The 19,295-nt window shown below is 68.1% G+C and carries 19 protein-coding genes; 10 read left to right on the forward strand and 9 right to left on the reverse strand.

The annotated features are described in order from the left end of the window. Window positions 1-90: 90 nt before the first annotated feature. The 4 genes from A3ES_RS0124605 to rsgA all read left to right on the forward strand — a co-directional run bounded on the left by A3ES_RS0124605 (window position 91) and on the right by rsgA (window position 3,928). Window positions 91-816: a DsbA family oxidoreductase gene (locus A3ES_RS0124605; RefSeq protein ID WP_020389506.1), complete on the forward strand. Its 726-nt coding sequence runs from the start codon at window positions 91-93 to the stop codon at window positions 814-816. A gap of 67 nt (window positions 817-883) precedes the next feature. Beyond that, on the forward strand, window positions 884-1,474 hold the full coding sequence (locus A3ES_RS0124610; protein ID WP_020389507.1) for a DoxX family protein: 591 nt from the start codon (window positions 884-886) through the stop codon (window positions 1,472-1,474). A 190-nt stretch (window positions 1,475-1,664) separates the two neighbouring features. Then, window positions 1,665-2,936: a 3-phosphoshikimate 1-carboxyvinyltransferase gene (aroA, locus tag A3ES_RS0124615; RefSeq protein ID WP_020389508.1), complete on the forward strand. Its 1,272-nt coding sequence runs from the start codon at window positions 1,665-1,667 to the stop codon at window positions 2,934-2,936. Further along, a complete protein-coding gene (gene rsgA, locus A3ES_RS0124620; protein WP_020389509.1) occupies window positions 2,936-3,928 on the forward strand; it encodes a ribosome small subunit-dependent GTPase A in 993 nt (330 codons plus the stop codon). The genes aroA and rsgA overlap by 1 nt, the downstream gene beginning before the upstream one ends. 113 nt (window positions 3,929-4,041) lie before the next feature. Here rsgA and A3ES_RS0124625 read toward each other — a convergent pair whose 3' ends face one another. Continuing rightward, window positions 4,042-4,536: a DUF2231 domain-containing protein gene (locus A3ES_RS0124625; RefSeq protein ID WP_020389510.1), complete on the reverse strand. Its 495-nt coding sequence runs from the start codon at window positions 4,534-4,536 to the stop codon at window positions 4,042-4,044. 150 nt (window positions 4,537-4,686) lie between these two features. Between A3ES_RS0124625 and hisN the strand changes: the two genes are divergently transcribed. Both hisN and A3ES_RS0124635 read left to right on the forward strand, forming a co-directional pair. After that, complete coding sequence (hisN, locus tag A3ES_RS0124630; protein WP_020389511.1) at window positions 4,687-5,469, forward strand: histidinol-phosphatase; 783 nt, start codon at window positions 4,687-4,689, stop codon at window positions 5,467-5,469. Window positions 5,470-5,518: 49 nt separating this feature from the next. After that, window positions 5,519-6,325: an SAM-dependent methyltransferase gene (locus A3ES_RS0124635; protein ID WP_020389512.1), complete on the forward strand. Its 807-nt coding sequence runs from the start codon at window positions 5,519-5,521 to the stop codon at window positions 6,323-6,325. Here the strand turns inward: A3ES_RS0124635 and A3ES_RS48265 are convergent. Continuing rightward, on the reverse strand, window positions 6,315-7,544 hold the full coding sequence (locus A3ES_RS48265; RefSeq protein ID WP_020389513.1) for an MFS transporter: 1,230 nt from the start codon (window positions 7,542-7,544) through the stop codon (window positions 6,315-6,317). The genes A3ES_RS0124635 and A3ES_RS48265 overlap by 11 nt on opposite strands. 147 nt (window positions 7,545-7,691) lie before the next feature. Here A3ES_RS48265 and A3ES_RS0124645 point away from each other — a divergent pair, with 147 nt between their 5' ends. Genes A3ES_RS0124645 through A3ES_RS0124655 form a run of 3 tightly spaced genes read left to right on the forward strand, consistent with a single transcriptional unit; the run spans window position 7,692 to window position 9,955 of the window. After that, window positions 7,692-8,117, forward strand: a complete 426-nt coding sequence (locus A3ES_RS0124645; protein WP_020389514.1) for a CBS domain-containing protein — start codon at window positions 7,692-7,694, stop codon at window positions 8,115-8,117. 40 nt (window positions 8,118-8,157) lie between these two features. After that, on the forward strand, window positions 8,158-8,970 hold the full coding sequence (locus tag A3ES_RS0124650) for a DUF4190 domain-containing protein (RefSeq protein ID WP_085955577.1): 813 nt from the start codon (window positions 8,158-8,160) through the stop codon (window positions 8,968-8,970). Between the two features lie 4 nt (window positions 8,971-8,974). Beyond that, entirely contained in the window at window positions 8,975-9,955 is a 981-nt protein-coding gene (locus tag A3ES_RS0124655; RefSeq protein ID WP_020389516.1) for a serine hydrolase domain-containing protein, read from the forward strand. Between the two features lie 52 nt (window positions 9,956-10,007). Here the strand turns inward: A3ES_RS0124655 and A3ES_RS0124660 are convergent, their stop codons facing one another. The 4 genes from A3ES_RS0124660 to A3ES_RS0124675 all read right to left on the reverse strand — a co-directional run bounded on the left by A3ES_RS0124660 (window position 10,008) and on the right by A3ES_RS0124675 (window position 14,972). Further along, window positions 10,008-11,720, reverse strand: coding sequence for a S8 family serine peptidase (locus tag A3ES_RS0124660; protein ID WP_051084794.1), 1,713 nt, complete (start codon window positions 11,718-11,720; stop codon window positions 10,008-10,010). Window positions 11,721-11,846: 126 nt separating this feature from the next. Next, on the reverse strand, window positions 11,847-12,239 hold the full coding sequence (locus A3ES_RS0124665) for a DUF4190 domain-containing protein (protein ID WP_020389518.1): 393 nt from the start codon (window positions 12,237-12,239) through the stop codon (window positions 11,847-11,849). 64 nt (window positions 12,240-12,303) lie between these two features. Then, a complete protein-coding gene (locus A3ES_RS0124670; protein WP_020389519.1) occupies window positions 12,304-13,656 on the reverse strand; it encodes a M16 family metallopeptidase in 1,353 nt (450 codons plus the stop codon). After that, window positions 13,653-14,972 carry a M16 family metallopeptidase gene (locus A3ES_RS0124675; RefSeq protein ID WP_020389520.1) on the reverse strand — a complete coding sequence of 440 codons (1,320 nt, stop codon included), beginning with the start codon at window positions 14,970-14,972 and terminating at the stop codon, window positions 13,653-13,655. The genes A3ES_RS0124670 and A3ES_RS0124675 overlap by 4 nt, the downstream gene beginning before the upstream one ends. Window positions 14,973-15,001: 29 nt before the next feature. Here A3ES_RS0124675 and A3ES_RS51510 point away from each other — a divergent pair, with 29 nt between their 5' ends. Beyond that, window positions 15,002-16,042 (forward strand): DUF1398 family protein, encoded by a 1,041-nt coding sequence (locus A3ES_RS51510; RefSeq protein ID WP_020389521.1) that lies wholly within the window; start codon window positions 15,002-15,004, stop codon window positions 16,040-16,042. A gap of 69 nt (window positions 16,043-16,111) precedes the next feature. Here the strand turns inward: A3ES_RS51510 and A3ES_RS0124685 are convergent, their stop codons facing one another. Genes A3ES_RS0124685 through A3ES_RS0124695 form a run of 3 tightly spaced genes read right to left on the reverse strand, consistent with a single transcriptional unit; the run spans window position 16,112 to window position 19,289 of the window. Beyond that, entirely contained in the window at window positions 16,112-16,939 is an 828-nt protein-coding gene (locus tag A3ES_RS0124685) for a carbohydrate ABC transporter permease (RefSeq protein WP_020389522.1), read from the reverse strand. Next, window positions 16,936-17,868, reverse strand: coding sequence for a carbohydrate ABC transporter permease (locus A3ES_RS0124690; RefSeq protein ID WP_157630729.1), 933 nt, complete (start codon window positions 17,866-17,868; stop codon window positions 16,936-16,938). The genes A3ES_RS0124685 and A3ES_RS0124690 overlap by 4 nt, the downstream gene beginning before the upstream one ends. Window positions 17,869-17,894: 26 nt before the next feature. Continuing rightward, window positions 17,895-19,289, reverse strand: a complete 1,395-nt coding sequence (locus A3ES_RS0124695) for an extracellular solute-binding protein (protein ID WP_040455422.1) — start codon at window positions 19,287-19,289, stop codon at window positions 17,895-17,897. Window positions 19,290-19,295 lie beyond the last annotated feature (6 nt).

Below are 19,295 nucleotides of genomic sequence, written 5' to 3' on the forward strand. Positions count from 1 at the left end.
AGCCCCGTATCACCCGGGGCTGCGTGGTCTTGGTTGTGGCCTCCGTCGCACTCGGGAATAGCCCTCCGGGGGCAGGAGTTCCCAATACACATGCGTATTGATATCTGGTCCGACGTCGTCTGCCCGTGGTGCTACATCGGCAAGCGCCGGCTGGAACAAGCCCTGACGGAGTCCGGCGACCAGGCCGAGATCGTCTGGCACAGCTTCCAGCTCGACCCGTCGTCCACCAACGACGACCCGCGCCCCCTCGACGTCCGGCTGGGCGAGAAGTACGGCCGCGGTCCCGAGTGGGGCAAGCAGGCCAACGCGCACGTGACCACGACGGCCGCGGAGCTCGGACTGGAGTTCCACCTGGAGGACGCCAAGTCCGCCAACACCGTCGACGCCCACCGCCTCCTGCACCTCGCTCTCGAGCTCGCCAAGGCCGGCGACGTACCGGCTGACACGCAGAGCCGCCTCAAGGAGCGCTTCCTCAAGGCCTACTTCACCGACGGCCTCCCGGTCGGCGACCACCCGACGCTCACCAAACTGGCGGTCGAGGTCGGCCTCCCAGAAGACCAGGTCGCCGACGTGCTTGCCAGTACGGCGTACGCGGACGACGTCGCCGCCGACCAGGCCCAGGCCCTCGCGTACGGCGCCAACGGGGTGCCCTTCTTCGTGATCGACCAGAAGTACGGCGTGAGCGGCGCCCAGCCGGTCGAGGTGTTCCAGGAGGCGATCCGGCGGGCCAACGCCGAGCGTCAGCCGGTCACCCTGATCAGCACGCCCGGGACGACTGACGACGCCGCCTGCGGGCCCGACGGCTGCGCGATTTGAGCCTGGGTACAAGACACACGGGCACTTGGTGCCTCACCGGGATTGTCGGACCAGGTAAGAAGGAGACATGACTGTCGTGCGTGCACTGGCCAGGCCGTTGCTGTCGACCATCTTCGTTGTTCAGGGCGCGAAGGCGATCCGGGACCCCGAGCCGCACGTAGCGAAGGCGAAGCCGGTCGCCGACCGGTTCGTCCCGCTGGTCCGGAAGGTGGCGCCACCGCAGATCGGCGACCGGATCCCGGAGAGTACTGCGAACCTGGTACGCCTCAACGGCGCTGCCCAGGTGCTCGCCGGGCTCGCGCTCGCGACCGGTAAGGGACGCCGCCTCGGCGCCGTCGTCCTGGCTGGGTCGCTGGTGCCGACGACGCTGGCCGGGCATTCGTTCTGGCAGGAGTCCGACAAGGGCGTCCGGGCGGCCCAGAAGGTCCAGTTCATGAAGAACCTCGGGCTGATGGGCGGCCTGCTGCTCGCGGCCGTCGACACCGAGGGCAAGCCGGGTGTCGTCTGGCGCGCCAGTCACGGCGCGAAGGCGGCGAAGCGCGAGACCAAGCGCGGAGCCCGGCTCGCGAAGCGGGAGACGAAGCAGCTCGCCCGCGCGGCCAAGCGCGAGGCGAAGCACGCGGCGCACTTCGCGAAGGCCGAGCTCCCGTTCGGCTGATCCCGGGCGAACTGTCCCGATCGACAGGACATAGTCCCCATACCGCGGGCAGGCGCCGCCCCCGTGAGCGTGACAGCCGACCGATCGGACGACTATGTCCTGTCGGTCGGGACAGCCCGGCCGCTGAGGCATGCCCTAGGCTCGTGGCGGGATGACACGCAGAGCTGGGAGTGAGATGGCAGGGAGTGGGATGGCAGGACAGCAGGGCTGGCCGGCGCCGCTGGCCGAGGGTGCGATCAGCGGTCGGGTGACCGTGCCCGGATCGAAGTCGATCAGCAACCGGGCACTCGTGCTCGCCGCGATCGCCGACGGTCCGTCCACGCTGTCCGGGCTGCTGGTGGCCCGCGACACGGACCTGATGCGCTCCGCCCTCGTCTCCCTCGGCGTAGGCATCACCGAAACCGACGGCCTGGTCACCGTGACTCCCGGCTCACTCAAGGGCCCGGCAAGCGTCGACTGCGGCCTAGCCGGCACCGTGATGCGCTTCGTCCCGCCGGTGGCCGCGCTGGCCGACGGCGAGATCGCCTTCGACGGCGACGCCTACGCCCGCGAGCGCCCGATGAACGTGATCCTCGGCGCGCTGCGCACCCTCGGCGTCCAGATCGAGGACCACGGCACCGGCCGGATGCCGTACTCCGTGAGCGGGTCCGGAGCGGTTCGCGGCGGCAAGGTGACCCTGGACGCGTCCGGGTCGAGCCAGTTCGTCTCGGCGCTGCTGCTCGCCGGCACCCGGTACGACGAAGGCGTGGACATCCTGCACGACGGCAAGCCTGTCCCGTCCCAGCCGCACCTCGACATGTCCGTCGCGATGCTCCGCGAGCGTGGCGTCCAGGTCGATGACAGCGAACCCAACCGCTGGATCGTTGCCCCCGGCCCCATCCACGCACTCGACACCGCGATCGAGCCCGACCTGTCCAACGCGGCACCCTTCCTGGCCGCCGCGGTCATCACCGGTGGCGAGGTGACCGTGACCGGCTGGCCGGAACGGACCACGCAACCGGGTGGCCAGCTGCCCGACATCTTCACCCGCTTCGGCGCCGAGGTTTCGCTCACCGACGGCGACCTGACCGTCCGCGGCACCGGCCGGGTCCAGGGCGTCGACCTCGACCTGAGCGAGGTGGGCGAGCTGACGCCGGTGCTCGCCGCTGTCGCCGCGCTCGCCGACGGACCGTCGTACCTGCGAGGGATCGCGCATCTGCGCAACCACGAGACGGACCGGCTGGCCGCGCTCGAGACCGAGCTGAACGCGCTCGGCGGCGACGTCAATCAGACTCCCGACGGGCTGGAGATCCGCCCGAAACCCTTGCACGGTGGGCTTTTCGGCACCTACCACGATCACCGGATGGCGCACGCCGCGGCCGTCCTCGGGCTCGCGGTCTCCGGTCTGGAGATCGAGAACATCGCAACGACGGCCAAAACGCTGCCGGAGTTCCCGGATCTCTGGTCGGCGCTGGTGAGCTGATGTCGCGGTACGACGAAGAAGCCAAGTACGACCGTCCCAAGCGCCGGACCCGGCCGCGGACCAAGGACCGGCCGACCTACGACGACGCCGTGATCGGGTTCGTCATCACCCGCGACCGCGGCCGCTACACCTGCTGGGTCGGGGAATCGGACCGGGTCGTGACGGCGATGAAGGCGCGTCAGCTCGGCCGTAAGGGCGTCATCGTCGGCGACATGGTCAAGCTCGATGGCGATTCCACCGGCGACAAGGACACCCTGGCCCGGATCGTCGAGGTCCTCCCCCGCAAGACGCTGCTGCGCCGGTCCGCCGATGACGACGACCCGATCGAGCGGCCGCTGGTCGCCAACGCGGACCAACTCGTCATCGTCGTCTCCGTGGCGAACCCGGAACCGCGGACCCGCCTGATCGACCGGTTCCTGGTCGCGGCGTACGACGCCGGCATGCGGCCTCTGCTGTGTCTGACCAAGACCGATCTGGCCGACCCGGATCCGCTACTTTCGATCTACCGGCCGCTCGGCGTCGAGTCTGTCGCCACCCAGCGCGACGGCGATCTCAGCGAACTGGCCGAGCAGTTGCGCGACCGGACCAGCATGATGGTGGGCCACTCGGGCGTGGGGAAGTCGACGCTGGTCAACGCGTTGGTGCCTGGTACGAACCGCGCGATCGGCGTGGTGAACGACAACACCGGTCGCGGCCGGCACACGTCGACCAGCGCGCTGCTGCTTCGGTTGCCCGACGGTGGCTGGATCGTGGACACGCCGGGAATCCGGTCGTTCGGGCTGGCGCACGTCCAGCCGGACCAGCTGATCAACGCGTTCGGCGACCTGGCCGACGAGACCCGCGACTGCCCGCGCGGCTGCACGCACTCCGAGACCGAGCCGAACTGCGCCCTGGACGAAGCAGTCACCGCGGGCCGCGTCGACGCCGAACGGGTCGCCTCCTTCCGCCGCCTCCTGGCCAGCCGCGAGGGCCGCGATCTAGAGACGGGTTAGCCGGACCGCCACCACTCATAAACCTCGTCCAGAGCCGCTGCACCGAGCGCCTCCAGGCGGCGCACTGCCTGCCCGAGCTGGGTTTGTGAGTGGTGGCGGTCCGGGCACTCGGGCTACTTCGGTGGGAGCTGACCGTCCCAGACAGCCCTGGCGCCGGCGTCACCCGTGCGAATCGTCTGAATGATCACCAGGACGCCGACCACCACGATCGCCGCGCTGACCACCAGTTCCAGCGGGCGGCTCTTGGTTGGCTTGGCACCCTTTCCGCTCGCCAGCGCGGACGGCCCGCCGAGCAGCAGGTACGCCGCCACCGCGATGACCGCGAAGGCCAGCACGAACCAGAACAGCAGATTGCCACGATCCTGGTGGACCTTGACCAGTGGCTGCAGTTGCGGGACCGCGGCAACGAACGCCTCGCCGCTCTCCTTCGCGACGTAGGCGCAGACCAGTGCCCCGAGCCCGAGTAGCAGCGTCGGCCAGCGCAGCAGCCAGCGCCACTTGGGCACCAGCGCGAACACGATCGCGGTGACCGCGGCGACCGGCAGCACCAGGACCGTCAGGTGAATCACCAGAACGTGTAGTGGAAGATCCCCGAAGCGCTCGAACATGACGCCTCCAGCAGTCGATGTGTCCTAACACTAGTGTCACGTTCAACCACCCCGGATGGTTCAACCCACCCCGATACCGACCCGCAACCTTGACGCCCGCGGTACGGGCTCACCTGTTGAGTGGTCAGGCGGCAGGTTAGCCTTCCGGCTATGCCCTCGCACACCGACGACTTGCGGCTCGCCCACATCCTGGCGGACGACGCCGACTCCACCACGATGGACCGTTACAAGGCGCTCGACCTCCACGTCGCCACCAAGCCGGACCTCACCCCGGTGAGCGAGTCCGACCGCAAGGTCGAGGACGTGATGCGCAAGACGCTGGCCCGGGCCCGGCCGCGGGACGCGTTCGTCGGCGAGGAGGAGGGCACCACCGGCTGGGGTGTCCGCCGCTGGGTGGTCGACCCGATCGACGGCACCAAGAACTACATCCGCGGCGTGCCGGTCTGGGCCACCCTGATCAGCCTGATGATCGAGGACCAGGTTGTCGTCGGAGTCGTCTCGGCGCCGGCCCTCGGCAGGCGCTGGTGGGCGTCGTACGGCGACGGCGCGTGGACCGGGCGCGCGCTGATGTCCGCCCAGCCGTGCCGGGTCAGCGACGTCTCGTCGATCGATGATGCCTCGCTGTCCTACTCCTCGCTCAAGGGCTGGGAGAAGCTCGGCAAGTTGGACCAGTTCGCCGACCTGATGGAGTCGGCCTGGCGGACCCGCGCGTACGGCGACTTCTGGTCCTACATGCTCGTCGCGGAAGGCGCCGTCGACATCGCGGCCGAGCCCGAGCTCAACCTGTACGACATGGCCGCGCTGGCGATCATCGTCGACGAGGCCGGCGGCAAGTTCACCTCGCTCGACGGCGTCCCCGGCCCCAACGGCGCCAACGCCGTAGCCACCAACGGCCGCCTGCACGCCGAGGTACTCGAACGCCTGCAACGCTGATCGCCTAGAGTAGTCAGGGTCGGACTAGCCGTATCGGAAGGACTGCAGCGTGGCCGAAGAAGGCGTTGTCATTCCCGGCGTCGACACGACCAAGCCGAGTATCGCGCGGACCTACGACTACCTGCTCGGCGGCAAGGACAACTTCGCCGTCGACCGGGCGCTCGGGGACCGCTTCATCACCGGTCTGCCAGGCTCGCAGGCGATCGCGTTCGACAACCGCGGCGCACTGATCCGCGCGGTTCGCGAGATCGTCCGGACCACCAGGGTGCGCCAGTTCCTCGACCTGGGCAGCGGGCTGCCGACGGCTGACAACGTGCACCAGGTCGCCCAGCGGCACGCGCCCGAGACCAAGGTCGTGTACGTCGACAACGATCCGGTCGTGCTCGCGCACGGCCGGGCGCTGCTCGCCGAGAACGAGAACACCGCCGTCGTCCAGGCCGACCTGCGCGAGCCGAAGACGATCTACGACAACCCCGGCACGAACGCGCTGATCGACTTCGGCAAGCCCGTCGCGATCATCCTGAGCGCGGTGCTGCATCACCTCAACGACAACGAGGACCCGGCTGCCGTCGTGCGGTTCTGGTACGACCGGGTGCCGTCCGGCAGCTACTTCTTCATCAGCCACTTCCGCAGCGAGAACGATCCGCGCAGCGCCGAGATGCAGGAGATGCTGCAGGGCTCGCTCGGCCGCGGCCGGTGGCGTACCGACGAGGAGATCCTGGCGCTGTTCGGTGACGGCCTGACCGTGGCCGAGCCGGGCATCGTGCCGGCCGTCGAGTGGCGTCCGGAGCAGCCGGTCGACGACCTCAGCGACTGGTCCCGGCTGATCGCGGCGGCCCTGGCCGTCAAGCCTTGACGGCCGGCTCGGTGTCATGGCGCTGGAGCCGCCAGACCGCCGGCACGAGCAGGACCGCGATGACGACCAGCACGTGCACGGCAGCGCCGTACAGCTCGACCGCCTTCGCACTCGTCACCGCGGCCAGGTAGCCGACCGACAGTTGCCCGATCGGCCCGGCGACGAACGACCCGAGCATGTCGTACGACGAGACCCGCGACAGCTTGTCAAGGGGGATGTGCTGACCGAGCGCCGTCTCCCAGCCGATCCCGAACAGCTCGAACCCGAGTCCCACCAGGAACGCGACCGCGGCGACCGCGACGGTGTACGGCGCCAGCGCGAGGCACAGGTACATCGGCACGATCGAGAACATGCCGAACATCCCGAGCCGGACCGGGTACTGCGGCTTCAGCCGGATCATGACGATGCCTCCGGCAATCAATCCGGCGCCGAAGGACGCGCTCACCGCACCCCAGCCGACCCGGCCGAAGGTGTCGTCAGCGATCACCGGTCCGAGCGTCGAGAAGCACGCCGTGAACACCATGTTCAGCACCAGGAACCCGGCCACGACAGTCCAGACCCACTGCCGGGAGACGAACTCCGTCCAGCCGACCCGGAGGTCGTGCAACACCGAGGAGGCCGACCGCTCGATCCGCGGCACGGTCAGCAGGGACAGCAGGAACGCGCCCAGGCCGAACGTCACGGCGTCGACGGCCAGCCCGATCCCCGGACTGGTCAGGCCGACGATCACCCCCGCCACGGCGCCGCCGCCGATCATCGCGGTCGACCGGGCGAAGCCCGACACCGCGTTCGCCTGCGGCAGCTCGGACCGGTCCAGGATCGACGGCAGGATGCCGACCATCGCCGGCAGCACGAACGCCGACGCGATGCCGTTGACCGCCTGTATCACGGCCAGTTGCCAGATCTGGGCGTGCCCGGACAGCACCAGCACCGCCGCCAGGGCCTGGGTCAGGGCGCTGACCGAGTTGGCCACGATCAGTACCAGTTTGCGCGGCAACCGGTCGGAGATGACCCCGCCGACCAGCAGGAAGACGACGTTCGGAATGCTCCGGGCGGCCAGCACGATGCCGACCGCACTGGCCGCGCCGGACACGTCCAGGACGGCGAAGACGAGCGCGATCGGGGCGATCGACGAGCCCAGCATCGAGACGAACCGGGCGCTGACGAAGATCCGGACGTCGCGATGACGCAGTACGGCGAGGTCCTCGCGCCAGCTCATCCGGTCACCGGGCGTGACGACTTCGGGCCGCGGCTCCAGCGGGCGGGACAGGCGACGGTCACCCGCCGCATTCTGTCAGACCTGCCGTTCACTGGTTTCATTCGCTACCTTTGGGTATTGGGCTCCGCTCCATCACCAGGAGGCTCCGTGAAGATCAACGACGTACTGCGCGGCAAAGGCAATCAGGTCGTCACCATCTCCCCAGAGGCCACCGTCACCGAGCTGCTCGCGCTCCTGGCCGAGCACAACGTCGGCGCGCTGGTCGTCAGCCCCGACGGCACCTCGGTGACCGGCATCGTCTCCGAGCGCGACATAGTCAGGCTGATGAACGGCACACCCGACGCGGGTGAGGTGCGGGTCAGCGCGATCATGACCGAGCAGGTGCACACCTGTGGGCCGGACGACCACGTCGACAGCTTGATGCGGCTGATGACGGACCGCCGGATCCGGCACGTGCCAGTTGTCGTCGACGGCGCCCTGGCCGGCATCGTCAGCATCGGTGACGTGGTCAAGACCCGGATCGGCGAGCTGGAGTTCGAACGCGAGCAACTTTCCAACTACATCTCCGGCTGAGGTCCGCCGGTTTGCTCCTGGGCAGGTCTAGATTCCGTTCATGGAGCCGACACCACCGAACGTTCCGCCCGGACCGGGCCAGCCCCAGCCAGGCGGTTATCCACCGCCTGGCCAAGGCATGCCTCCGGCTCAGGGCGGGCCGCCCGGATACCCACCCGCTCAGGGTGGTTATCCGCAAGGTGGTTACCCGCCGCCCGGCCAAGGTGGGTATCCGCCTGGCCAGGGCGGCTACCCGCCTGGGCAGGGGTTCCCGCCGTACCAGGGTGGTAACCAGCAGCCGCCGCCCGGCTCCGGCGGGACGAGTGTTCCGGCCGTGCTCGGGTTCATCTTCAGCCTGATCTCAGCGATCCCCGTCGCCGTCATCTTGTGCATCGTCGCGCTCAGCCGGATCGGCAAGCTCGGCCAGAAGGGCAAAGGGCTGGCGATCGCCGGCCTGGTGATCTCCGGGCTCTGGGTCGTCGGCTTCGCCATCCTCGCCGTCTTGTTCGGTACTGGCGACGAGCCCGACCGGGACGCCTCCGGCCAGGTGACCACCACGCAGAACACCCGTCCCGACAAGCTCCGCGTCGGCGACTGCGTGACCGAACTCAAGGAGGGTGAGGTCAAGGACATCAAGGTCCAGCCGTGCGACCAGCCCAACGGCGGCAAGGTCTTCGCCGTCTTCGACCTCCCGGCCGGCAAGTGGCCCGGTCTCGCCACGGTCCAGTCCGCCGCCGAGAAGGGCTGCACGGACCGCTTCAACGCCGCCAAACTGAAGGCCGAGTCCCCGTCGGACATCTTCTACCTGCACCCGATCGAGGAAGGCTGGGCGCTCGGCGACCGCGGCACCACCTGCCTGCTCGCCCCGAAGTAAGCCAATGACACCAGGAGATATCGACAAGATCGCTGAGGAAACCGGATTCTCCGGCGTGGTCTGGATCGACCGGGCCGGCCAGATCGAGTTCGCGAAGGCGTACGGGCTGGCCAACCGCGCCTACCAGGTACCCAACTCCGTGGACACCAGATTCGGCATCGCCAGCGGGAGCAAGGGGTTCACCGCCCTGGCCGTGCTCTCGCTGGTGCAGGACGGTGTACTGGAGCTGAGCAGCACCGCCCGATCCCTGCTCGGCAAGGATCTACCGCTGATCGCGGACGACGTGACCGTCGAACATCTCCTCACGCACACCTCTGGCATCGGTGACTACCTGGACGAAGAGGCCGACGGCGAGATCACCGACTACTTCGTCGGCGCGGCGCACGAGCTGACTACTACCGAGGCGTTCCTGCCCCTGCTGGACGGGCATCCCACCAAGTACCGGGCCGGTGAGCGGTTCGGCTACTGCAATGGTGGTATCGTGGTCCTCGCCCTGCTGGCGGAGCGGGCCAGCGGCGTCGGCTACCACGACCTGGTACGAGACCGGGTGCTCCGCCCCGCCGGCATGACCAGAACCGACTTCCTCCGCTCCGACGAGCTACCCGCTGACGCCGCCGTGGGCTACCTGCCCTTGGACGGGGTGGACCGCTCCAACGTCTTCCACCTTCCGGTGCTGGCCACCGGCGATGGCGGCATCCACACCACCGCCCCCGACATCTCCACCTTCTGGCGCGCGTTCTTCGCCGGCGACATCGTGGATTCCGTCGCAGAGGTCGTCCGGCCACGCCGCGACGTACCCGAGGACTCCAGGCGCTACGGTCTCGGCTTCTGGCTGCACGAGAGCACTGACACGGCGATGCTGCTCGGGTACGACGCCGGCGCGTCGTTCAAGTCCACGCACGACCCACACACCGGCACCACCTGCACCGTGCTTTCCAACACCTCCCCCGGCGCCTGGCCCATCGCCCGCGCCTTCACAGCTTAAGGAACAAGCCAACGGGCCCGGTACGTCGTACCGGGCCCGCAGCTTCATCGAATCAGTACCGGGTCACCGCGGCGTAGGCATCGACGATGCCGTGGCCGTAGAACCCGTTGAAGTTCCGCCCGCCCTCACAGAGCGCGTCGAACTCCGCCGAACGTCCTTCGTTCGCATAGGTCTGCAAGCGCGGTGTCGGGCAGGCCCGGCTCTGCGCGCTGTCCAGCAGGATCTTCCGCACCTTGTCCGGCTTCATCCCGAACGATTTGCGCGGTCCCTTCTTCCCGTACTCGCTGACGATCAGCGCAGCGACACCAGTCACGTGCGGCGACGCCATCGACGTCCCCTGCAGCCAGTGGTAGTAGCCACACTTGGTGTAGTCCGTGACACCGGCCGCACACTGCTTCTGTACGCCGCCGGTCACGCCGGCCGGTGTGATCGCACCAGCCGCGTCGACCAGGCCGAGCGCCTGCAGCCTGTTCACCGGGTAGGTGGACAGGATGAGGTTCTCGTTCACCCGGTGGTTCGGAGTACCGAAGAAGTCGCGGAACCAGCCACCCGGTGCGGACACGTCGATCTGCTCGAGCCCGTAGTTGGAGTAGTCCGATTTCTTGGCCGACGGTCCGAGCGCGGACACGCCGATCACGTGCGGGCCCTCGATCGGCAGGTCGACGCAGGTCGCGTTGTCGATCGGCCGCGGGTACGGCGGCACGTCACCGAAGTCCGGGCTGCTGGTGTCGACACGCGGCTTACCGAGATCCTCGTGGTTGTTCCCGAGCGATCCGACCAGCGTGACACCCTTGTCGTGCGCGTAGTTCAAGGCCCGCCGCATGGTGGCGATGATGGTCCGCTGCTCGGCCTGTGCCTCCGCGCTGTCGGCCGGGTTGGCCGTGCAGTTGTAGAGCCACGGGTCGACGTAGAAGGACATGTTGACCACGTCAAGCCCGACGTCGCCGGCGTAGGTGAGCGCGTCCGCCACCGGGCCGAGGAAGACGAAGCCGCTGTCCTGACCGCCGCGGATCTCTACCAGCGATACGTTCGGCGCGACACCGGAGACACCGAGGCCGTTGAGCGCGGCACCGATCGTGCCGGCCACGTGCGTGCCGTGACCGCTGTCGTCCCAGCCGACCGGGTCGACACAGCCTGCGAACTCACACGCCCCATCGATCTCCGGAATGTCGGGAGCGAAGTTGCGAGACAGGTTCCAGTCGAAGTTCGGCGCCAGGTCGGGGTTGCGCGCGTCGATGCCGGAGTCGAGGACACCGACCTTGACCACCTTCTTGCCCGGGTGCTTGGCGTGCGCCAGGTCCGCGCGGACCATCCGCAAGCCCCAGAGCTTGGCGTCGAGCGGATCGGCAGTGTTGCTCGCGGCAACCGCCTTGCCGGGCACGCTCTTGCCCTTGGCAACGGCGTTCAGGTGCTCCTGCTCGACCACGTTGGGCCGGGCCTGCGGCAACTGGCCGATCGGCCGGCTGTGCGCCGCACCCTCGATGGCCGGTGACGCGGACACGCGGCTGACGAAGCCTGACTCGGCCGCGCGCACCGTCATCGTGCCGAGGTTCGTGTTCTCCTTGACCACCGAGCCGCCGGCCGCCTGCACCGCGGCGAGCGCCTGGGCGTGGTCGGCCCCCGCTTCCAGCAGCACAAGGTACTCCGTGGTTCCCCCTGCAACCGCCGTCGTACCGGCACCGGCGGTGGCCGGAACTGCCAGTGCACCGGCAAGCAGCGCGATGGCGCCAGTGGCCGCACACAACGATCTACGGACGTCTCTCACGAGCGGATCCCTCCCTGAAGTGAGTCTGACCGCACACGCTAAGTCCGTGCGGGCCAGTCCACCAGAGGTCGCCGAGGGGCCGACGTTGTCAGGATCGCATTCAAACGACTGACCGGATCGGTCCGGTCAGGTTCTCGACAAGGCGACCAGGAAGACAATCGCCATCACCACGGCGAAAAGCACGCCCAGGCCGAGGATGATGGTTCCGATGATGCCGGTGATCTGACCGGCCAGCGCCATCCCGCGGTTGTTGTACACACCGGGTGCCGCGTCGATCTCTCTGAGTGCCTGGTGGCCCTTCCACCACGCGACCGGCGACACCACCACGAACATGGTGGCCAGTCCGATCAGGCCGAGCACCATCGCCAGGGTCGCGGCCGAGTTGTCCCGCAATACGCCGTACGCCGGCTGCGGGTACACGTACCCCGGCTGCAGCGGGTACTGCGTCGGGTCCGGGTGCTGCCGCGCATGACCGGAGTACTGCGGAAGGCCGTCCTGGGGTCGCTCGTCGAACGACATGCGTGCTGCTCCTCTGCTCAGGGCCGGGGGTGCCACCGCCAGCCCTGAGCAGGATGCCAGAAGCTCAGCTCAGCTCGGTGATGTCGTCGATGCCCAGCTCGGCGAGCTGGGAGCGAACCTCCTTCGCCTCCCCTACGACGACGACCAGCAGCCCGTTGGTTCCGACGTACCGGCGGTAGGCCTCGGTCGCCGACTCGGCGGTGGTGGCGGCGATCTGGGCCAGGTACGTGTCGGCGAAGTCGAGCGGTACGCCGGCGGCGATGTTGCTGCCGACCTGCTGCGCGATGGAGTCGGCCTGCTCGTAGCGCAGCGGCGCAGTACGGATGAGGCTGTCCTGCGCCTCCTGCACCTCCCGCGCAGTCAGGCCGTCGCGAGCCTCCCGCAGGATCCGCAGGGCGTCACCGATCGCGGCGCCGGTCACCTCGGTGCGGACAGCGCCACCCAGGCTGAACGTGCCGCCCTTGCGAGGCGAGGTGAAGCTGGTGCGGGTGCCGTAGGTGTAGCCCTTCTCCTCGCGCAGCACGGTGTCGACGCGGGAGGTGATGGTGCCGCCGACAACGTGGTTGGCGACCGCGGCCGCGCCCCAGATGTCCTCGCGACGGTCCGGCCCCGGGCAGCCGATCAGCAGCTGACTCTGCACCGAGCCGGGCCGATCCACGAGCACCAGTCGGTCGCCCGTGCGGTAGAGCGGCTCGGGCGTCTCCATGGCCGGGCTGGTGTCCGCGGTCCACTCACCGAACGCGTCGTCGATCAGCGCGGCCACGTCGATCCCGGTCGCGTCGCCCGCGAACAGGATCTCGGCCCGCGCCGGACCGATGTTCTTGCGGTAGAAGTCGGCCACCTGGACGTTCGTCAGCGGCCGGATGGTGGCCGGCGTACCGGCGGTCGGGCGGGATCGGCGCGACGACGGGTCGAACAGGTTCGCCGCGAACGCCTCACGGGCCCGGTAGCCCGCGTTCGCGCGCTCCTGGTTGATCTCGCCCAGCCGGATCGTCACGTGCCGCCCGACGTCGGCCTGGGTGAAGGCCGGCCGGGTGACCGCCTCGGCCAGCAGCTTGACGGCCGGAGCCAGCTGCGAGGTCGGCACCGAGATCTCCACGTGCAACGCGTCCGAGCTGACATCCACCCCGTACGCCGCGCCGTGCCGCTCCAGTGCCGCGGCGAACTCATTGGCGGACTTGAGCTCGGTGCCCTCGTCCATCGTACGCGACATGATCGTCGCGACGCCCTCCAGCTCGCGTGGCTCGACGGCGAGCGGCATGGCGACGGTCACGCGCACCGTGGCGACGTACTGACCGGGGCGGTCGAACACGTGGACCGGCGTACCGGTGCGGGTGGTAGTACTGGCTGCGAGCGGGAACCGCCACGGCCGCGGTGGTGCTACTGAAGGCGGTGTGGTCAAGGCCTGGCTGCTCATTCCTGCTCCCCTGCTGCGTCGCCTGCCGGCTGGTCTGCTGCCGTGGCTTCTGTCTGGCGTCGGTAGGTCACCTGGGCGCGGGATCCGGCGCGGATCCACTTGCTGGCGGCCGCCTGGACCTGGTCGGCCGTCACCGCGCGGATCTCGTCGATCCTGGTGTTGATCCGGTTCGGGTCGCCGAACAGCAACGCGTGGTGCGAGATCTCGTCGGCACGCCCTCCGCAGGTCGCCAGTTGCTCGAGCCAGTCCCGCTCGGCCTGCGCCTGCGCGGTCGCCAGCTCGTCGGCGGTGATGCCGTCCTTCGCGAGCTTCTCGACCTCCTCGACCAGCGCGTCCTCGACCTGCTGCAGCTCGATGCCGTCGGAAGCGATACCGGTCAGTGTGCCGAACGAGACGCCGCCGATCAGCGGCAGCGCACCCCCGGACACCGACTGCGCGATCTCCTCGTCACGGACCAGCCGGCGGTTGAGCCGGCCGCTCTGTCCACCGGCCAGTACGTCGAGCGCGAGCGCCGCGGCGTCGAGCTCCTGCGTCCCGTCGACCGGCAGCCGGAACATCATCGTGATCAGGTCCGACGGCACGTCCTCGACGACGTCGTCGCGGTACACGCCATCCAGCGGGCCGATCGTGCCGTCCGGCGCGGGCGGCGGTGCCGGGATGGCCGGCAGGTGGCCGAAGTACCGCTTGACGGCGTCGAACGCGTCCTCCTCGGAGACATCGCCGACGATCGTCAGGACGGCGTTGTTCGGGCCGTAGTACTTGCGGAAGAACGCGTGCACGTCCTCGACGTCGGCCGCGTCCAGGTCGGCCATCGAGCCGATCGTCATGTGCGCGTACGGGTGGCCTTCGGGGAACAGCAGCCGGACCAGCCGCTCGTACGAGTCGCCGTACGGCCGGTTGTCGTAGCTCTGCCGCTTCTCCTCCTTGACCACGTCGCGCTGGTTGTCGAGGTTCTCCTGGTTGACCGCGTCGAGCAGGTAACCCATCCGGTCCGCCTCGAGCCAGAGCGCGAGATCGAGGCCGCCGCTCGGCAGCGACTCGAAGTAGTTGGTCCGGTCGAAGAACGTGCTCGCGTTGAGGCTCGCGCCGACGCTCTCCAGGAACGAGAAGTGCTGCCCCGACCGGACGTTGCGCGACCCCTGGAACATCAGGTGCTCGAACAGGTGCGCGAACCCGGTCAGCCCCGGCGGCTCGTGCCGCGATCCCACGTCGTACCAGAGGTTCACCGACACGATCGGCACGGCCCGGTCGGAACTCACGACGACCCGGAGACCGTTGTCCAACGTCTGCTCAGCAAGCGGATAGTTCAGCGGCATTCCCCTACCCTACGTGCCATCCTGAACTGATGCGGATCCTGTTCGTCGGCAACAGCTTCACCTCCCGGAACAACCTGCCCGGCCTGCTGGCGAGCCTGGCCGCGGCGCGCGGCATCACCGTCGAGCACCGGCTGATCTCCGCCGGCGGGGCCTCGCTGCGTCAGCACCTGAACGCAGGCAAGGCTCTTGCCGAGATTGCCACTGGCAACTACGACACCGTCGTACTGCAGGAACAGAGCACTCTCCCGGCCAAGAACCCGGCGCGGATGCACGACAACATCCGCGACTTCCACACCGCGATCACCGAAGCCGGCGCACAGACCGCGCTGTACCTGACCTGGTCCCGCAAAGGCACTCCCCAAGAGCCCCTGACCACCGCCTACGCCACCATCGCCGCGGAGCTCGGGGCAACGCTCGTCCCCGCCGGCCTGATCTGGCAGCACTTCCAGGCCACGCACCCGGCGCCGGTGCTGCACGCGCCCGACAACTCCCATCCCGCCCTCGCCGGTAGCTACCTGACGGCCTGCGTCTTCCTGATCGCCCTGCTCCACGAAGACCCGACCGCGGTCGACGTCCCGGTCAAAGGCCTCGACCCGGCGATCGCTGCCCTCCTGCGCGAATCCGCCTGGAGCATCTGCGAAAGCCTCACCACCGAAGAACCTCGGGTGGAGCGAAATGGGCGCATGTTCACTCTCGCGCAAGTCGACGACATCCATGATCGCCTCGGCAGTGCTTCGACCCTGGTGGACTACCTCGAAGCCCTCCGCGAGATCGGCGTGACAACCAGCGATTCCTACCTGACCGACGGCCACACGACGTACCACGGCACCGCCGGCCACCAACTCTCGACGGCCCCCGCCCACGAGGTGTTCCCGATCGCCCCCACCAGCAACAAGCCGGCCCTACTCGAAGCCCTGAAACTCCACGAGGCGCAAACGATCTCGTACGTCGAAATGTCCAAGGCCCTCGCCGACGCAGGAATCGAGAAGTGGACCTTCGACACCCACGCCCTGACCATCACCTACTACAACCAAGCCGGCTCCGCTCTCCTCTCGGAACAAGTCACCTAACCCCGGCACCATCGCACGCCGATCCCCCAACTCGCCGTGGCGAGCGATGGAGCTGGGCGGGTAAGAGATCTAGCCCTTGATGGCGCCGCCCAGGGCGAAGGCTCCGCCTAGCTTCTTGCTGAGGAGGAGGTAGAGGACCAGGACGGGGAAGGTGTAGATCAGCGAGTACGCCGCCAGCTGGCCGTAGTTCGGTTCGCCGTACTGGCCGAAGAAGGTGAAGATGCTCACCGAGGCCGGCAGGCGTTCCGGGGACAGCAGCAGCATGAAGGGGACGAAGAAGTTGCCCCACATGCCGATGAAGGTGAAGATCAGGACGACCGCGATCCCCGGCCACATCAGCGGCAGGACGATCCGGTAGAGCGCCTGCATGCTGCCGGCGCCGTCGACCCAGGCGGCTTCCTCCAGCGAGATCGGTACGCCGTCCATGAACGTCTTGGTCAGCCAGATCGCGAACGGCAGCGACGCCGTCGCCATGAACATGATCGTGCCGCCGAGCGTGTCGACCAGGTTGAGCTGCACGAACAACCCGTAGACCGGCACCATCACCGCGGTGATCGGCAACCCGGTGCAGAACAGCACGGTCAACAGGAACGGCCGGTTGAACTTCGTCTTGAACCGCGACAGCGGATAGGCCGCCAGCACCGCACAGATCATCGTCAGCAACGCCGATCCACCGCACAGCACGATCCCGTTCAGGACCGGCCGGTACGTCGTATCGGTGTTCAGCACCGCGCGGAAGTTCTCGAACGTCGGGCTGGTCGGCAACTCGACCCGCAGCCCGGCCGTCCGGTTGACCGAGGCGAACAGCACCCAGAGCAACGGCAGGACGAACAGCACGCCGATCGCGGCCAGGATCAGGTTCGCGGTCAGCTTGCTGACGCGGTCGCGGGCGATCATGCGGCCTCCGAGTTCAGTCCACGTAGGTAGATCAGCGAGAAGACGGCACCGATCAGCAACATCACCAGGGCGATCGCGGTGCCGTAGCCGATCTGGGAGAAGCTGAACGCCTGCTCGTACATGTACAGCGGCAGCGTCTGGCTCTTGGTGCCGGGCCCGCCGCGCGTCATCGCGTAGATCAGGCCGAACACGCTCAGCGTCTGCAGCGTGATCAGCATCAGGTTGGTCAAGATGGCGCGCGAGATCATCGGCAGCGTGACGAACAGCAGCCGCTTGTAGCCGACCGCGCCGTCCATCTCGGCCGACTCCTCGATCTCCTTGGGTACTTCGCTCAGCGCCGCGGAGTACACCAGCATCGAGAACGCCGTACCGCGCCAGATGTTGGCCAGCGAGACCGCGATGATCGGTGCCGCGTACAACCAGTCCTGGCCGGGCAGGCCGACCTTGTGCAGGATCACGTTGAGCGTGCCGTCGTCGTTGAAGAACGCGCTGAGCAGGTACGCCGCGACCACCTCGGGCAGCACCCACGCGCCGATCACCGCGGTCCCGACGAAGTTGCGGACGATCCGGTTGGACCAGCGCATCAGCAGCGCCAGGCCGAGCCCGAGGGTGTTCTGCCCGATGATCGCGGAGATCAGGGTGAACACCAGGGTCAGCCAGATCGAGTTGGTGAAAGCGCTGCTGCCGAAGGCTTTGCGGAAGTTGTCCAGCCCGACGAACTGCACGTTCGCCGCTCCGGTCCCGGTCAGCGCCATGTTGGTGAACGCGGCATAGATGCAGTACAGGATCGGGCCGGCCAGGAAGACCAGCATCAGCCCGATGGCCGGGGCCAACGGGAACATCTTCACGATCTTGGCGCCGCGCGGCGGCCCGTTCCGGCCGGCGCGCTTGCCGGTCGGAACGGGCACGGCGGAAGCAGATGTCGTCACAGGGGAAACCCTTTCGGAGGCTCTGCTTACTGGCCTGTGGTCGTCTTGTCCTTGCCTACGATGCCTTCGACGGCCTCGTCATAGTTCTTCGCCGCCTCTTCGGGCGAGGACTGACCGGTCATCACGGCTTCCATCGCGGTGATGATCTCGTTCGAGACCTTCGGGTACTCCGGCAGCGCCGGGCGGTAGACGGTGACCGAGACCAGGTCGGTGAAGAACTGGGTGCTCTTCGCCGAGTTCTTGTAGCCGGCGTCGGAGGCGACGTCCTTGCGGACCGCGATCTGGGCGCCGTCGGTGGCGTACTTCGTCGCGTTCTTCTGCGTCTGCAGGGTCTTGATGAAGTTCCACGCGGCGTCCGGGGCCTTCGACTTGGCCGGGATCGCCCAGGTCCAGCCGCCGGACAGGCTGACCTTGCCCTTGCCGCTGCCGTCCTGGGTCGGCATCGCGGTCTGGCCGAGCACCTCGGTCCACTGCGGCCACGGCTTCGCGCCGGTCTTCAGCCAGTTGCTGTAGACCCACGAGCCGTCCAGCGCGATCGCCAGTTTGTTGCCCGGCAGCAGTTCGGTACCGACCTTGCTGCCCATGTTCGGGTCGAGTGCCTGCTTGGGCTGCGGCGCCAGACCTTCGGTGTAGATCGTCTTGATGAAGTTCAGCGAGTCCTTGAAGCCCTGGCTGCCGACGACCCACTTGCTCTGGTCGAAGTTGTACAGGGTGTCCTTGGTGCCATAGAGCAGCATCTCGAAGCCCTGCATGGCCGAGGCCTCACCCATCGGCTTGCCGGAGTACACGTTCATCGGGATGACGCCGGGGAGCTTCTGCTTCAGCGTCCGTGCGGTGGTCAGCACGTCGTCCCAGGTCTTCGGCTGCCAGTCCTCCGGCAGCCCGGCCTGCTTGAAGAGTTGCTTGTTGTACCACAGGGCCCTGGTGTCGGTGCCGTCCGGAATGCCGTATGTCTTGCCGTCCTGGCCCTTCGCGGCGCCCTTGGCGGTGTCTTCGAACTGGCTCCAGTCGCCCCAGTTCTTGATGTAGTCGTCGAGCGGCTTCAGGTACCCCGCCGTGATGTCGGAGTTGATCAGGAAGGTGTCCTCGTAGACGATGTCCGGCGCCGTGTTCGGCGAGCGCATCATCAGCTGGAGCTTGGTGTAGTAGTCGTTCTCACTCGCCACGATCGGCAGGATCTCGACCTTCGAGCCAGGGTTGGCAGCCTCGTACTCCGCCTTCGCGCCGGTGAGGAAGGTCTTCATCACCGTGCCGGGCCCCCATTGCTGGTAGGCGATCTTGATGTTCGCCGGGCCGGCGCTCTGGCTGCCGCCCGCATCCGGCGTTTTGGTCGTCGACCCCTGACCGCAGGCCGAGACCCCCAGCAGGAGCGTTCCGACGGCGAGTACACCCGCTCGCTTGAAACCGTTCTTCATGGCCATCACGTC

Origin of the sequence: Kribbella catacumbae DSM 19601, from assembly GCF_000372465.1 — a bacterium.
Lineage (GTDB): Bacteria > Actinomycetota > Actinomycetes > Propionibacteriales > Kribbellaceae > Kribbella > Kribbella catacumbae.

Excerpts from the sequence above, each read along its gene's own strand:
- A3ES_RS0124605 (WP_020389506.1), top strand. The coding sequence starts at position 91 with ATGCGTATTGATATCTGGTCCGACGTCGTCTGCCCGTGGTGCTACATC.
- A3ES_RS0124610 (WP_020389507.1), top strand. The coding sequence starts at position 884 with ATGACTGTCGTGCGTGCACTGGCCAGGCCGTTGCTGTCGACCATCTTC.
- aroA (WP_020389508.1), top strand. The coding sequence starts at position 1,665 with ATGGCAGGACAGCAGGGCTGGCCGGCGCCGCTGGCCGAGGGTGCGATC.
- rsgA (WP_020389509.1), top strand. The coding sequence starts at position 2,936 with ATGTCGCGGTACGACGAAGAAGCCAAGTACGACCGTCCCAAGCGCCGG.
- A3ES_RS0124625 (WP_020389510.1), bottom strand. The coding sequence starts at position 4,536 with ATGTTCGAGCGCTTCGGGGATCTTCCACTACACGTTCTGGTGATTCAC.
- hisN (WP_020389511.1), top strand. The coding sequence starts at position 4,687 with ATGCCCTCGCACACCGACGACTTGCGGCTCGCCCACATCCTGGCGGAC.
- A3ES_RS48265 (WP_020389513.1), bottom strand. The coding sequence starts at position 7,544 with ATGAGCTGGCGCGAGGACCTCGCCGTACTGCGTCATCGCGACGTCCGG.
- A3ES_RS0124650 (WP_085955577.1), top strand. The coding sequence starts at position 8,158 with ATGGAGCCGACACCACCGAACGTTCCGCCCGGACCGGGCCAGCCCCAG.
- A3ES_RS0124655 (WP_020389516.1), top strand. The coding sequence starts at position 8,975 with ATGACACCAGGAGATATCGACAAGATCGCTGAGGAAACCGGATTCTCC.
- A3ES_RS0124665 (WP_020389518.1), bottom strand. The coding sequence starts at position 12,239 with ATGTCGTTCGACGAGCGACCCCAGGACGGCCTTCCGCAGTACTCCGGT.
- A3ES_RS0124670 (WP_020389519.1), bottom strand. The coding sequence starts at position 13,656 with ATGAGCAGCCAGGCCTTGACCACACCGCCTTCAGTAGCACCACCGCGG.
- A3ES_RS0124675 (WP_020389520.1), bottom strand. The coding sequence starts at position 14,972 with ATGCCGCTGAACTATCCGCTTGCTGAGCAGACGTTGGACAACGGTCTC.
- A3ES_RS51510 (WP_020389521.1), top strand. The coding sequence starts at position 15,002 with ATGCGGATCCTGTTCGTCGGCAACAGCTTCACCTCCCGGAACAACCTG.
- A3ES_RS0124685 (WP_020389522.1), bottom strand. The coding sequence starts at position 16,939 with ATGATCGCCCGCGACCGCGTCAGCAAGCTGACCGCGAACCTGATCCTG.
- A3ES_RS0124695 (WP_040455422.1), bottom strand. The coding sequence starts at position 19,289 with ATGGCCATGAAGAACGGTTTCAAGCGAGCGGGTGTACTCGCCGTCGGA.